We start from the raw sequence: 13,037 nt of genomic DNA, 5'->3' as shown, positions 1-13,037 counted from the left end.
TAGAAAACATTATGGGGGTACGAATGGAAACGTTATTAATCCAGCAAACTGAGAAATCAAATAAGTTTTGGAAAATCGTTGTGAAAGAAAAAGACTATGTTGTGTTTTACGGAAAAATTGGCACAGCTGGCAGTGTGAAAGCGAAAGAGTTTGAAACAGAAGAAGAATGTATGAATGAAGCTACTAAACTAGTTGCTTCCAAACGTAAAAAAGGATATATAGACCCTATTCAAGGGGAAGATTACATAAAAGAAAAAACGATAACCGAAGAAGAATTTTGGGAACTACTTAATCGTGCAAAAACGAAAGGTGAGGACCAAGAAGAACAAATAGAATGGCTTACTTCTCACCTTGCTAAACGTACAGTACATGAAATTGTAGCTTTTGATACGCATATGCACCGTCTTTTGAAAGAATCCTATACCTCCCGTTTATGGGCAGCAGCCTATATTATTATGGGTGGCTGTTCAGATGATACTTTCGATTACTTCCGCGGATGGTTATTATATCAAGGAAAAGAGACATACGAAGCTTGTATTGAAGATCCAGAACGATTAATTTCTGTATTAGAAAATTTGTGTGAGTATGACGTTCCAGAGATTGAAGAGCTTACTCTATATTTCGGGCAAGAAGCTTACATGGAGAAGACTGGGGATGAAGATGATACATACTTTACACTATACCATGTCTTAACAAATGAAGAGTTTGAGGAAGTTGATATCGAGTTAGATTGGGATGAAGACGATGAGGAAGGTTTAAAAAAGATGTTTCCTAAGCTATGGGAGATGTATGGGGAAGAACCAATTGAGTGGTAGATTAATTATTCGTGAAAAAGTGCCTTGTTTCTTTAGTAACAAGGCACTTTTTTTGATACTATATTTAAATTATTATCTTTCCACTCTCCCACCACTCCATAAAAGTCTTTAAAGAAGGAGCAACCCACGTTCTACTATCATTTTCATGGTTCCATACATATATATCATCTCTTTGTACTTTTCCATTCAAAATAGAATAGCCAAACAAATCACCATTTCCCCCATCAGCAAAAAATAATAAACAGTCAAAAGGCATGTATAAATCCTTAAAATCAACTATATTTCTCATATTCATATTTTCAGTTTTAATTTTTGAAGCAGACCATATAAAGTCGCCGTATTCACCTTCTATACCGTTTGTTTCCTGTAATAATTGATATAAATCATTCGGTAACTCCACATGTAAACATTTTTGTATATCAGTAAGTTCATCCTTCGTAGCTGGGTTTTTCAAGCTTAAATTTGATGAGATACTGTGAATGGTGTCTTTCCACATCACCTTTTCCTCCTTATGTGCAATCAAGCATATTCAAAGAACTCCGCTAAATTTATTGATACCATCTTTCTAACAATTCCTTCTCCCTTTCGCCTGAAATACCTGCTTTTAATTCCCATTCGTCTGTACTCTCCATCCACTCATACACATCTGTAACTGTCTCTTCTATTCTTCTAAAAGTAAGCCCTTCATTAACCGCACTTTCGATACAAATAGAAAACCCGCCTCTCCACGGCTTCGTCTCACCATCTAATGGGAAAGTTTCTGGAATCCACAAAGGCATTTCTGTCCAAGGCTGCACATTATGTTCACTCATAAACGATTCGTCTACCCAAACAAATTCAGCATCACTATTCGTAACCTTTTTACACGTATTTAATAGCTCTTCCATCGTCAATTCATCATTCGGACCTGTTACATTGAATATACCTGCTTTATTGTTTTCTGCCATGTTGAGTCCAAAGTATGCAACATCTTTTATATCAACTATCTGCACTGGACGGTCTTTTCTTCCTGGAACTAACACTTCTCCTCCCTTTGCTATACGCCCAATCCAGTATGGAAGTCGATCCGTATAATCAAACATTCCCGAAAGAAGTCCCGCTCTTACGTGTAAAACACGCCCCGGCCAATACTTCTCTGCTTCTTTTTCGCATAATACTTTCAGTGCGCCATAATGCTCATAAGGAGATATTTCACCATTCTCTACACCCTTTATTTGCTCTTCCGTTGGTTCAGGTTGTAATATATAGTCTTCTTTTATGTCATGCGGAATCCAATCTTTATATACGGAAAGGCTTGAGATGAATATATAATGTTTTATATTATCTTTTAAGACATCTCCAATATTCCGAATGTGATGTGGAGAAAACCCACATGTATCCACGACAACATCCCATTTTCGATTTTCTAAACTTGATACATCGTTATTTCTGTCACCGATTAATTGCTCTACTTCAGGAAAAATTTCTTTGTTCGTTCCGCGATTAAATATTGTAACTTCATGCCCTCTTTTTAAAGCCTCTTCTACTAATGCTCTTCCTAAAAAACGTGTACCACCTAGAATTAGAATTTTCATGGTTCTCCCCCATTCATCATTAAAAACCCTTTCTTTTGTTAAACGAATTTCTATCATAAAAAGTTACGGGGGATTTGTTATTTTACTTTAATCCTACAAATAAAAAGAATCCATTTTGAAAAATTAATCAATACGGATTCTTACATTAGATATAATTATTGAATTACTAACTCCGCACAACTTCCCCATCAACTAACTCAATAATTCTATTACACTTATTTGCTACCTCAATATCATGCGTTACAATAATAATCGTTCGTCCTTCTTCATTCAGTTGTAATAATAGATCCATAATTTCTTCTCCTGTTTTTCTATCTAAATTCCCTGTCGGTTCATCAGCCAAAATTATTTCTGGTTCACCTACTAACGCTCTTGCAATTGCGACTCGCTGCTGTTGTCCACCTGATAGCTCGTCAGGTGTTTTATGCATATGTTCTTTTAAACCTACTTTTTCTAAATAGAACTTCGCCTTATTTTTTCTTTCCCGTTGCTTTAACTTTCTATATGTGAGTGGTAGCACTACATTATCCAGTACAGTATGTTCTTTTAACAATGCAAAATATTGAAAAATAAATCCGATCATTTCATTTCTTGTTTTATGAACTTTATTTGCTCTAATTTCAGTTAATGATTTTCCATTTAACGTATATTCACCCTCATTTGGCATATCAATTAGCCCGATAACATTTAGTAATGTACTCTTCCCTGAGCCTGATCGCCCCATTACCGCTATAATTTCGCCCTTATTTATCGTTAAATTTATACCGTTTAACGCGAACGTATTGTAATTCTTATTACTATACACCTTCTTAATATCTTTTAGTTCAATTAACCCCATTATTCCATCCCACCTATTAATGTTTTCGGTTCGAGCTTTCTAATAAACAAAAAGACAATTACATTCGAGACAATGATAATCAATAATAAGAAAAGAAATACTAAAAACAATATAGGCATATCCAATTTAAAGTCTAATACCGTTGCTTCCTTTAAATCCTTCGACATTTGTAATAGAACCCCATACCTCCATGAAAAGTAAGCTATTGACATTCCTAAGCCAACTATTGCTACAATAATGTTTTCTATAACAATTTGAATAAACATTCCAAATTTACTTTCGCCAAAAACTATTTTTATACCAAATTCCCGCTTTCTCATCAAGATAGAAACAATGGTCGTTACTACAATTCCGACAATCGAGAATACAATGAATAAGATTCCTACTATAAGTTGAGGTATTTCAGAATAGCCGTTAAGAGTAACATCTTCATTTATTTCATCACCTAAACTTTTTAAATGAAACGTACCGCCGTTTCCTTTAAGTTGAATTGATTCTTCTAGTTTCTTTACATCTGCACCTTTTTGTAAATATAAAACTGTACTTTGATGTAGCCTTAAAAACATTGCTTCATATTTTTCAAATCTATCAAATGACATAGGCATTATCATTGCGTAATCCAACTTCAAATATGTGTTCGTCGTATTATTATTTACGATAAATTTATTTTCTGGCAAAAACCCTGTAATTGTATATTGATTATTAATTGTATCCCCAACTTGAAAATATTTCTTAAAGTAAGAACCCATTAAAACTTTTGTTTTTTCTTCATTATTTTTTGAAAGTCATCATGCGCGAAACCTTCTTCAGGTTTTAAAGGTAAATGTAACATTTTATAGTAATTTTCATCTACAAAAATTGTTTTAATAGTAGGTCTTTCGTCATGAAACGTTTTATTTTTCAAATCAGTAATCATACTGTTTTGAAATGGTCTATTACTTGACTCTATTTCAATAACTCGCTCCTCGTATGTACCATACGAAATCACATCTTTATTTTGATAAATTGTATTATAAACCGCTTGAATTTTCTCTTTATTAAATTGATTGCTTTGTAATCTATCTGTCGTCATTTCAAAAGTAACTAAATATGTTTTATCCCCATTTAATACCGAGCTGGATTTATCGTTTAGATAGTGTAAATTATAAAACACATTAATTGAACTCGTTATAGTTGCTAATCCAAATGTAATCTGTATTAGAAGAAATACGGAAAATAGAAACCTCTTTTAATGCTAGGAACGCACTTTTTATTCTCATCGTTTTTACTCCTTTAATGCTTTAGCAGGTTCACTTTTAAGCACATATACAAATGGTATTACAGAGAGAATGAAAGCTATAGTAAGTGAAAAAATACACACATTACAATATGAGTAGACTGTAAACTAATATTATAGCTTGTAAACTCTATAATACTTTCACTCAAAATGCTAAAAATCCATTGTATGCATATTGCACAGGCTGATGCAGTGATTGCACATAAAAATAATTGACTAAATATAAAAATAAAAAGATTTACATTACTTGCTCCCAAAGCTTTCCTTAACGACAAACTTTTTTTCTTCGTATAAATCCAATAATAACTTACTATTATACTGGTAATGAAAGCTATACATAAAAGCCTATATGGAAAACTGAGTAACTCTTCTACGGCTTCATTTGAGTTTTTTTCCTTCTCATAGTTCTCTTTTTCACTAATTACTTTGGCATTTATATCTTTATTGTTCTGTTTCATATGCTGTATGAAAGTTTCTATTTCCTTGATAGGGTTTTCGTTAGAACGAACAATCATTTGGAATGTATTATCTTTTTGTATCATCTGTTTCACTTCATCTGGCATGTCATTTAGAGAGACGTAAATTTTAATATTATACTCATATCCAGTATTTTCTCCAGCTACGCCTTTAACTGTATATTCCTTATTAAATAATTTTATTGTTTCCATATCCTTATAAATTTTCTTCCCCACTATTACACTATTTTTTTCATCTTGTCCCATCTGAGAACCTTTTAGTAAAGGTGGAGACCAATTTTTATTAAGGAGACCATTCATTATTACGTGGCCGATATCCGGAATAGTAATACGAATATCATTTGTAATAACGCTAGCGTTTTTAAAATCAGATTCTACTAACGTCTGAAATTGTTCGAAATTGATTTCCCCCATATTAGTAAGTCGAACAGAATAGTAATAATTAAAATAACCATTCTTACTATCATAAAATTTCTCATCATAATAATCTCGCGTCGATATTGCAATCAGGATTGGCCATATTGTCAATACAAATCCAATAAATAACATAATGAATATTGTTTTGTTCACCACTATTTCTTTTAATACTAGATTCATATATCCTCCTCATTTTAAAAACCGTGAAAATGGTATTTATCCTTTTTCACGGTTTTTGTTGATTTTTATTTAATTACCATTTCCTTAGAAGTGTACGCACTATCCCCTACCATTATCCATTCATGACCCGAATAACCTCTGGTCACCGGTCCTTTGGATGCAACGCTAACGTTTATACGATCTGAAGTTTTAGCATCATACAATGCTAACTCTTTAGAAGTCCCATCATCAAAGCTAGCTCTTACAGTCATCTTGTAAAAATGAGGTTCGTTCTTTTTCGCAGTATAGGCAGTTGCCTTAGCTTTTGCTCCGCTTCCTGTCCACGTTGCATTATTATCCCAACTAATCGAAGCAAATCAAACGGAAGAAACCATACCTAATAAAGAAGCAGTTAATCCTATAACAGCTAAAGTTTTTTGAAGTAGGCTTTTCATATATTCTTAATCTCCCTTTTTAAAATATTCACTTAAATATTTAAGTATTTTTAGGCCTTGTCCTCATTATACATAAAAAAAATAACTATATATCGATAAAGTTTAATATTTACATTTATTCACGCAATTCTTACATTCCCCTGAAATTTCCGTCATAAAACAAAAAGATGGTATGAAGCTCCAATTCACACCATCTTTTTACTAAAATTATTTATTTAACCGTATACAAGGAAGAATATATTCCACAATCAATTCCCATCTATCCCGTGCATTCGGCATAATTTCAGAAGCAATTACTACAACCAAATCCTGCTTCGGAATACAACAAATCATATTCCCACCATCACCCATTGCACAATACGAATAGACACCCTCTTCTTCTCGTAACCACCATAAGTAACCATATTGATTTTGGTTCATTTCTGTCGATTCTTTTATCCATGATTTTGATAGAACTTGTTTTCCATTATGAATACCTTCATTCAAATACATCTGTCCAAACTTAGCCATATCCCTAACCGTTAACGTTACTCCCCAGCCGCCCGTCGAAATACCATTTGGATCGTGAACCCATCCTTTCACATCTTTTCCGAATAAGTCATCGAACCCAAATGCTTTCGTATTGTAGTTTGGAATTTCGCTCATGCCCAGTGGTTGAAATAAGTACTCATTCGCAAATTCACGTGCACTTTTCCCTGTTGCATTCGTAATAATTGCTGATAGTACATGCGCTCCTGCAGATGAGTATTTAAAAGATCCAATTTCTCCACCGTTCCCCATTCTATTAAGTGTATGCTGTACCCAATCCTCTTGTGTACATAGTTCTTCTAACGGTTCCTGCCAGTCTACAAAAGGATATGGCGCTGTCATTGTTAGAAGATGGCGTACGGTTACTTCAGATTCCTTACATTTATATTCCGGGAAAAATTCTATTACTTTTTGATCAACACTTTTTATATAGCCCTTATCTATACATATCCCAATTAACGCAGAGATTATCGTTTTTGTAACTGACGCTACATGAAACGCATTATCTGGACTGTAACCATTATAATAATTTTCAAAAACAACATTACCTTTCTGCACTACTAACATGCCATTCATATTTTTATATTCTTCTTGTATAATTTGATCTAACTTTTCAGCAGTTTTCATTATTCCTTCCCCTTTAACCTATAATTAAAAAGGTTCGATAGGTACATATATATCAACTATATGTTTATTTTCCGGGTGCTGCTTTGGATCATTTCTATATACTTCAAAAGGATACGAGTCTCTCGGTTTATATCCGCTATTTGGCAGCCATTCACCGTATAAGAAATCCCATGCTCCTTTATATTCATTTTGAAATATTTCAAAATGTCCTACTACATACTTGCCTGAAGGTATTACCATTATTCCTATGTCGTTCGTTTCTATTGCGGACGCCTCCGGAATTGTTATACATAAACTTGTTCTTAAATGATAGTCCTCAGTAAATTCATGATGATCGTGGTAAATGGTTAATACTTTAATATCATCAAATACATGATAGTTTTGCTTAGCTGCGTAATGAAATAGTTTTTCTATCATTTTTGGAAAAGCTATAGTTAACTCTCCATATGTACCGATATGTCTTATGTATGCGACGTTTATATCGTCCGCTGTTACAATTTCAACATTTCCTCGAACCTTCTTACATTCATTGTATTGAGAAGTTCTTCTTACGTCTTTGCAATTCTTGCTATTGTCGTTTCGATATTGAGATGGACTTACGCCGTAATAATTCTTAAATGTTCGGGAGAAAACTGCTGAATCTGTGAATCCGAAGTGATACGCAATATCTGTAATCGTCATATCTGTCCGATATGTAAGTAGATGTGTTGCCCTTTCTAACTTCAATCGGTTTACATACCGTGATAATGACTCGTTTACTATCCCCTTAAAAATCCGATGAAAATGAAACTTTGAAAATCCTGCTACATCCGCTAACTCTTCAATTGAAAGTGAATCATTCATGTTTGATTCTATATAATCTTGCACTTTATAAATGCGTTGTAAGTATTCATTTCTACTTTGTTTACTCTCCATATTTCTAGCTCCTCACAACAAAAAGGCTAACTTTTCGCTAGCCTACTTTTACACATGTTTCAAAAATAAAACTCTACTACCGCCGTTCCCATCATAATTTGTATGTACCGATACACCCTCTATCTCATCATCCCCAGCCTCAATTCGAAAACCGATTTCTTGATGAAACTGTATCGATTTTTTATTAACTGGTGACGTAATTGCTTTTACAACTTTACAATTATTTGCACGTGCGACATCAAAGAAATACGAATACAATGTCGATGCAATGCCTCTTCTTCTATACTTCGGATTTACCCCGATAAAATGAACGTACGCTTCCTCTTTATGCGTTTGCGAAAAGAATCCGCATAAGAAACCTAACGTTTCGCCATCTTCTTCAATGATAAAACTCGTTTCTTGAAAGTGAACGAAAAACAATTTTGGCAACATGGCAGCCATGTCTCTCCCGCCCCACCAATCATTTAAAACAGAATGAATCTTTACATAATCTTCCCCTTGGATGTTTCTTACTCGCATATGTTTCTCCCTCTCACTCACTTCATTTTTTCATAAATTTTAATGACTGTTTCTACTAAAAGGATAAATACCCATATCCCGCAAAATACAAGAACTGACTGAAATATAGAACCTAACATAACAATACTTATTAAACCTAATTCCGATCCCGAAATAGATATTTCATCAAACCCAAGATTATGTATAAATGGACCAGTTGAAAAAGCCATTAAAATTGATCCTATTAAATAAATCACACTCATTATTTTTAATATTTTTATAGAAAGATATGAAGTTTGTTTTTCTTCCACTTGTGATAATTCGATTTCCCCACTCGCAATTCCTTTTTGCAAACAGTCCTCACATAGAAATTCTTCCTTAATTTTTTTACCACCGTGCAATGTACCTGTAATTTCTTTACAGCGCGAACACTTTCGATTTATCATTTTGTTATCACTCCAATCTCGTAAGATTATACTTATACAATTCTATTTTTACCTTATTATTCCTTTTGTGTATTTTATAGAGAGGTGACGTGTCTTATGATATCTAAACTTATTTTTGGTTATAAAAAGCCTACTGAGCAATATGTATTACGGCCTAGTTGTTATGCAATTATTTTTAACTCAACTTCTTCAAACATTGCTATTATCCAAAAAGGAGACCGTTATTTTTTACCTGGTGGCGGTATGGAAGGTACCGAAACAAAAGATGAATGCTTACATCGTGAACTACTAGAGGAATTAGGATGGGCAATTGAAATTAATCAATATATCGGTAATGCAATGCGATATTTTTATGCGGAAAAAGAAGATACATATTATTTAAACGATGGATTTTTTTATATTGCGAACATGGTGCAGACACAAACTGAAAACTGTGAGGAAGATCATGTTTTGCGGTGGATGTCTCCATTACATGCTATAGAATATTTACTTCATGATCATCAAAAATGGGCTGTTGAACAAGCGCTTTTATTACGAAACAAAAAATGATCTCCTTCTATATGAAAGAGATCATTTTTACTGTTAACTTACTTTTTTCAAATTGAGAGCTGGCTTTTTGATTCCACCTTTTTTTACAACATATAGACCCACAAAGATAATAAGTCCGCCAACCAGTTGCATCATATTGATTTGCTCCCCTATTGTTACTGCCGCAAAAATAACTGCGAACAACGGTACAAGATACATATATACCATTACTTTCGTTGAGCCTATTTGACTAATACCGACATACCACATCGCAAGTCCGAAGATTGTCGCGAAGACGATTGAATATGCTAGTGCCCCCCAACTTGGCATGTCTACTGGCCACGTTAATGTGTTTACGTTGAATAAACAATATACAACGAGAGGTACAATTCCAATTAAAGTAGACCAAGATGTGACTCTCATTGCGGAGTATTTTGTAATAAGAGGTTGCGCTAATATTGGATACCATCCCCACGCAATCGCTGCGACTAATCCAATTATGTTTCCGAGCCACGCATATTCGTAAGTAGTTCCTCCTGTATGTCCTGTTAATAAAACGAATGCTGCACCAATAAACGCTACTATTGAACCAATTTGTACTTTCATCGAAAAACGTTCTTGTTTGTGCAATACTGCTAATATCCCTGTAAAAATAGGTGACATCGCAATTAATAATGAGGCGTTCGTTGCTGAAGTATATTTCACAGATAGCATAAACATCGTTTGATACATTGTCGTACCAACGATACCGACTGCTACTAATCGTAACCAATCTTTTCTTTCAATACGTAATGAGCGTTCCATTAAAAATGTAATAAGTAATAATACCGGTGATGCTACTAAAAATCGTAAACTATTAAATTGAATGGATGACATATATGCCACTCCATACTTTCCTATTGTATAATTTGCTCCCCATACTAATGCAACTGATACTAGGAGCCATTCCATTTGCCATCGTTTCATCCGAATCTCCCCTTCCCTATTTAGCATAGTAAAATTGGCTGGATATAACACCGTCCAATTGGCTGTTTTTTTACCCAGCCAATTTGCTATACTTGATGTATATAAGAGATACGGAGGCGTTTTTTATGGAATGGAAACTAGATAGTGACAGTAAAATCCCTATTTATCAGCAAGTTGTTGACTTTATTGAAAAACGTATTACATATGGAGAACTTCCTCCAGGAAGCTTCCTCCCTTCAGAACGGAAATTAGCTACGCAGTTAAATGTAAACAGAAGTACAGTAACGACTGCTTATAATGAACTACGTGCTATGGGAATTGTAGAGAGTACGACTGGTAAAGGAACACGCGTGAGTACACATATGTGGGGTGTTTCTCCAACATTAACACCCAACTGGAGAAATTTCGTAGAAGGTGGTACTTTTTTACCAAACTTACCACTACTCCGCCATATTCGGGCAGAAGTACAACAAAATGAAAATATTATTGATTTTGCAAACGGAGAGCTCGGTTGTAATCTTTATCCCCACGATCAACTACAAGCGATTTTACGTGAACAACCGTTAACGCATTCATTAAGTTACGATCATCCGCAAGGCTATCTCTCGCTAAGACAAGCGGTCGTAAAATATATGAAGGAATATTTAAAAGTTGAGGCGACTGAACAATCCATTATGATTACATCTGGCGCACAGCAAGCACTTCACCTTATCGTGCAATGTTTATTAAATCCAGGTGATGCTGTTGCTTTCGAAAGTCCTTCACACTGTTATTCCCTGCCTCTATTCCAATCAGCAGGTATTCGTATTTTCCCATTACCTGTTGATGAACACGGCATTAACCCAGATGATGTACAGGAGTTATATAGAAAGCACCGCATTAAAATGATTTTTTTAAATCCAAATTTCCAAAACCCTACGGGGACGATGCTTCATCCAAACCGTAGAAAAAAACTATTATCACTTTGTGCAGACTTACGAATTGCGATTGTGGAAGATGATCCGTCTAGTTTACTTACGCTAGAAAAGAAACAACCTTGCCCTACTTTGAAATCAATTGATGAAAATGGAACTGTCATTTATGTACATTCTTTATCAAAAATGATTGCACCAGGCTTACGAGTTGGTTGGCTCGTTGCCCCGCAGTCTGTAGTAGAAAGGTTATCCGACGCAAGGCACCAAATGGAATTAGGAATGAGTATTTTCCCGCAGTGGCTTATGCAACAATTTTTTGAAACTGTACCATTTCAGTCGCATATCGTACCGTTACGAAAACAACTAGCAGAAAAAAGAGACGTTATCGTCCACGCTCTAAACGAGCAACTTCATGATAAAATCTCTTTTTCAAATCCGACCGGTGGAATATACATATGGGGAAAATTAAAAGAACCGATAAACGAAAAGCAACTTATTATGCAAAGTTTAAAACAAGAAATTGCTTTTATGCCAGGTAGTATTTTCGGCGCAAAAGATGGTTATATACGTTTATCTTATGGAAAAGTGAATATTAATCAAATTGAGGAAGGTATTTCTCGTTTGCGGGAGGCTATTTTGGTTTGTGAAAAATAACGTGAGATAAAGCTTTCTCGTTTGACAAAAGAAAAATCTACCATTATTATCAACACGAACCTAGTTATAGGAGTGATAAAAATGAAAATTTACGTTGATGCAGATGCTTGTCCTGTAAAAGATGTAATTATTTTTGAAGCTACGAATGCAGAAATCCCTGTAACCCTCGTTACTAGCTTTTCTCATTATTCTAATGCGGAACAACCAAAAGGTGTGGAAACAATATATGTTGATTCCGGAGCAGATGCTGCTGATTACCGAATTATGCAGTTAGCAAAAAAAGAAGATTTAATCGTAACACAAGATTACGGTCTTGCTTCGCTCGCTTTAGCAAAAGGCTGTATCGTTCTACACCATAAAGGCTATAAGTATACGAATGATAACATTGAACAATTGTTACAAACACGATATTTAAGTGCAATGGTTCGAAAAAGTGGTAAACGTACAAAAGGACCGAAACCATTTACAGCAGAAGATAAGGAGAAATTTAGAGCACTCTTTAAAAGTATGATCTCACTTTAAAAATGAATCGTCTATTTGCTAGGAAAACTTCGCAAAACAAAGAAGAGAATATCGTAATGAACATTCTCTTCTTGAGGTTTACCCGTTTAAAATGAAGGTAAATTATCTAAGTTATTTTCTTTTATTCCATCCGGTTCACTACGTATAATATCTCTGCCATACTTATGAAATACGTCCACATGAGCTAACTTCCCTGATTTTGCTTCATTAAGAGCAGTCATATAATCTAACTCTCTCCCGCTACTTGTTTTAAACGCTATTAAATCTCCATCATCATTTTTACGAACAGCAACAATTTGTTCTGCTCCTGTATTGACTTCATGGCCTACTTCAAATTGAGCTTGCTCTTCTCCTTGATGTAAATAATCATTATATACTTTTTCAAAGTCTTCTTTGTCCATTAAACTCACCTCCAACACATTTTATTAG

The 13,037-nt window shown here is 34.4% G+C and carries 14 protein-coding genes and 2 pseudogenes; 4 read left to right on the top strand and 12 right to left on the bottom strand.

The features are described from left to right. Positions 1 to 23 precede the first annotated feature (23 nt). Entirely contained in the window at positions 24 to 815 is a 792-nt protein-coding gene (locus IQ781_RS00870; protein WP_065382346.1) for a DUF4240 domain-containing protein, read from the top strand. A 64-nt stretch (positions 816 to 879) separates the two neighbouring features. Here IQ781_RS00870 and IQ781_RS00865 read toward each other — a convergent pair whose 3' ends face one another. The 10 genes and pseudogenes from IQ781_RS00865 to IQ781_RS00820 all read right to left on the bottom strand — a co-directional run bounded on the left by IQ781_RS00865 (position 880) and on the right by IQ781_RS00820 (position 9,024). Further along, positions 880 to 1,311 carry an SMI1/KNR4 family protein gene (locus tag IQ781_RS00865; protein WP_063220519.1) on the bottom strand — a complete coding sequence of 144 codons (432 nt, stop codon included), beginning with the start codon at positions 1,309 to 1,311 and terminating at the stop codon, positions 880 to 882. Between the two features lie 52 nt (positions 1,312 to 1,363). Further along, complete coding sequence (locus tag IQ781_RS00860) at positions 1,364 to 2,389, bottom strand: SDR family oxidoreductase (protein ID WP_063220518.1); 1,026 nt, start codon at positions 2,387 to 2,389, stop codon at positions 1,364 to 1,366. A 166-nt stretch (positions 2,390 to 2,555) separates the two neighbouring features. Next, positions 2,556 to 3,227: an ABC transporter ATP-binding protein gene (locus tag IQ781_RS00855; protein WP_063220517.1), complete on the bottom strand. Its 672-nt coding sequence runs from the start codon at positions 3,225 to 3,227 to the stop codon at positions 2,556 to 2,558. After that, a pseudogene (locus IQ781_RS00850) lies at positions 3,227 to 4,486 on the bottom strand (ABC transporter permease). Before IQ781_RS00850 ends, IQ781_RS00855 begins: the two are co-directional and overlap by 1 nt. Before the next feature lie 5 nt (positions 4,487 to 4,491). Beyond that, a pseudogene (locus tag IQ781_RS00845) lies at positions 4,492 to 5,576 on the bottom strand (FtsX-like permease family protein). A gap of 65 nt (positions 5,577 to 5,641) precedes the next feature. Next, complete coding sequence (locus tag IQ781_RS00840; RefSeq protein WP_224742150.1) at positions 5,642 to 5,923, bottom strand: hypothetical protein; 282 nt, start codon at positions 5,921 to 5,923, stop codon at positions 5,642 to 5,644. 294 nt (positions 5,924 to 6,217) lie between these two features. Beyond that, the gene (locus tag IQ781_RS00835; RefSeq protein ID WP_063220514.1) at positions 6,218 to 7,165 is read right to left on the bottom strand and encodes a serine hydrolase domain-containing protein; all 948 of its coding nucleotides are present in this window, start codon (positions 7,163 to 7,165) and stop codon (positions 6,218 to 6,220) included. A gap of 24 nt (positions 7,166 to 7,189) precedes the next feature. After that, positions 7,190 to 8,080 carry an AraC family transcriptional regulator gene (locus IQ781_RS00830; RefSeq protein ID WP_063220513.1) on the bottom strand — a complete coding sequence of 297 codons (891 nt, stop codon included), beginning with the start codon at positions 8,078 to 8,080 and terminating at the stop codon, positions 7,190 to 7,192. A gap of 48 nt (positions 8,081 to 8,128) precedes the next feature. Further along, on the bottom strand, positions 8,129 to 8,599 hold the full coding sequence (locus tag IQ781_RS00825; protein WP_016122751.1) for a GNAT family N-acetyltransferase: 471 nt from the start codon (positions 8,597 to 8,599) through the stop codon (positions 8,129 to 8,131). A gap of 17 nt (positions 8,600 to 8,616) precedes the next feature. Next, a complete protein-coding gene (locus IQ781_RS00820) occupies positions 8,617 to 9,024 on the bottom strand; it encodes a DUF3980 domain-containing protein (RefSeq protein ID WP_042990604.1) in 408 nt (135 codons plus the stop codon). 96 nt (positions 9,025 to 9,120) lie between these two features. Here IQ781_RS00820 and IQ781_RS00815 point away from each other — a divergent pair, with 96 nt between their 5' ends. Next, complete coding sequence (locus IQ781_RS00815; protein ID WP_074047552.1) at positions 9,121 to 9,573, top strand: NUDIX hydrolase; 453 nt, start codon at positions 9,121 to 9,123, stop codon at positions 9,571 to 9,573. A 33-nt stretch (positions 9,574 to 9,606) separates the two neighbouring features. Here IQ781_RS00815 and IQ781_RS00810 read toward each other — a convergent pair whose 3' ends face one another. Then, positions 9,607 to 10,518, bottom strand: coding sequence for a DMT family transporter (locus IQ781_RS00810; protein ID WP_074047551.1), 912 nt, complete (start codon positions 10,516 to 10,518; stop codon positions 9,607 to 9,609). 125 nt (positions 10,519 to 10,643) lie between these two features. Here IQ781_RS00810 and pdxR point away from each other — a divergent pair, with 125 nt between their 5' ends. Further along, complete coding sequence (gene pdxR / locus IQ781_RS00805; RefSeq protein ID WP_139847089.1) at positions 10,644 to 12,086, top strand: MocR-like pyridoxine biosynthesis transcription factor PdxR; 1,443 nt, start codon at positions 10,644 to 10,646, stop codon at positions 12,084 to 12,086. Between the two features lie 81 nt (positions 12,087 to 12,167). Then, positions 12,168 to 12,608 carry a YaiI/YqxD family protein gene (locus IQ781_RS00800; RefSeq protein ID WP_000708762.1) on the top strand — a complete coding sequence of 147 codons (441 nt, stop codon included), beginning with the start codon at positions 12,168 to 12,170 and terminating at the stop codon, positions 12,606 to 12,608. Between the two features lie 86 nt (positions 12,609 to 12,694). Here IQ781_RS00800 and IQ781_RS00795 read toward each other — a convergent pair whose 3' ends face one another. Continuing rightward, positions 12,695 to 13,009, bottom strand: coding sequence for a DUF3892 domain-containing protein (locus IQ781_RS00795; RefSeq protein ID WP_063220510.1), 315 nt, complete (start codon positions 13,007 to 13,009; stop codon positions 12,695 to 12,697). Positions 13,010 to 13,037: the final 28 nt, after the last annotated feature.

It is taken from the genome of Bacillus sp. N447-1 (genome assembly GCF_022701035.1).
Lineage (GTDB): Bacteria > Bacillota > Bacilli > Bacillales > Bacillaceae_G > Bacillus_A > Bacillus_A cereus.
Note: the sequence above shows the minus strand (reverse complement) of the source record. Positions and strands in the feature narration are given on the sequence as shown.

Excerpts from the sequence above, each read along its gene's own strand:
- IQ781_RS00870 (WP_065382346.1), top strand. The coding sequence starts at position 24 with ATGGAAACGTTATTAATCCAGCAAACTGAGAAATCAAATAAGTTTTGG.
- IQ781_RS00865 (WP_063220519.1), bottom strand. The coding sequence starts at position 1,311 with ATGTGGAAAGACACCATTCACAGTATCTCATCAAATTTAAGCTTGAAA.
- IQ781_RS00860 (WP_063220518.1), bottom strand. The coding sequence starts at position 2,389 with ATGAAAATTCTAATTCTAGGTGGTACACGTTTTTTAGGAAGAGCATTA.
- IQ781_RS00855 (WP_063220517.1), bottom strand. The coding sequence starts at position 3,227 with ATGGGGTTAATTGAACTAAAAGATATTAAGAAGGTGTATAGTAATAAG.
- IQ781_RS00835 (WP_063220514.1), bottom strand. The coding sequence starts at position 7,165 with ATGAAAACTGCTGAAAAGTTAGATCAAATTATACAAGAAGAATATAAA.
- IQ781_RS00830 (WP_063220513.1), bottom strand. The coding sequence starts at position 8,080 with ATGGAGAGTAAACAAAGTAGAAATGAATACTTACAACGCATTTATAAA.
- IQ781_RS00825 (WP_016122751.1), bottom strand. The coding sequence starts at position 8,599 with ATGCGAGTAAGAAACATCCAAGGGGAAGATTATGTAAAGATTCATTCT.
- IQ781_RS00820 (WP_042990604.1), bottom strand. The coding sequence starts at position 9,024 with ATGATAAATCGAAAGTGTTCGCGCTGTAAAGAAATTACAGGTACATTG.
- IQ781_RS00815 (WP_074047552.1), top strand. The coding sequence starts at position 9,121 with ATGATATCTAAACTTATTTTTGGTTATAAAAAGCCTACTGAGCAATAT.
- IQ781_RS00810 (WP_074047551.1), bottom strand. The coding sequence starts at position 10,518 with ATGAAACGATGGCAAATGGAATGGCTCCTAGTATCAGTTGCATTAGTA.
- pdxR (WP_139847089.1), top strand. The coding sequence starts at position 10,644 with ATGGAATGGAAACTAGATAGTGACAGTAAAATCCCTATTTATCAGCAA.
- IQ781_RS00800 (WP_000708762.1), top strand. The coding sequence starts at position 12,168 with ATGAAAATTTACGTTGATGCAGATGCTTGTCCTGTAAAAGATGTAATT.
- IQ781_RS00795 (WP_063220510.1), bottom strand. The coding sequence starts at position 13,009 with ATGGACAAAGAAGACTTTGAAAAAGTATATAATGATTATTTACATCAA.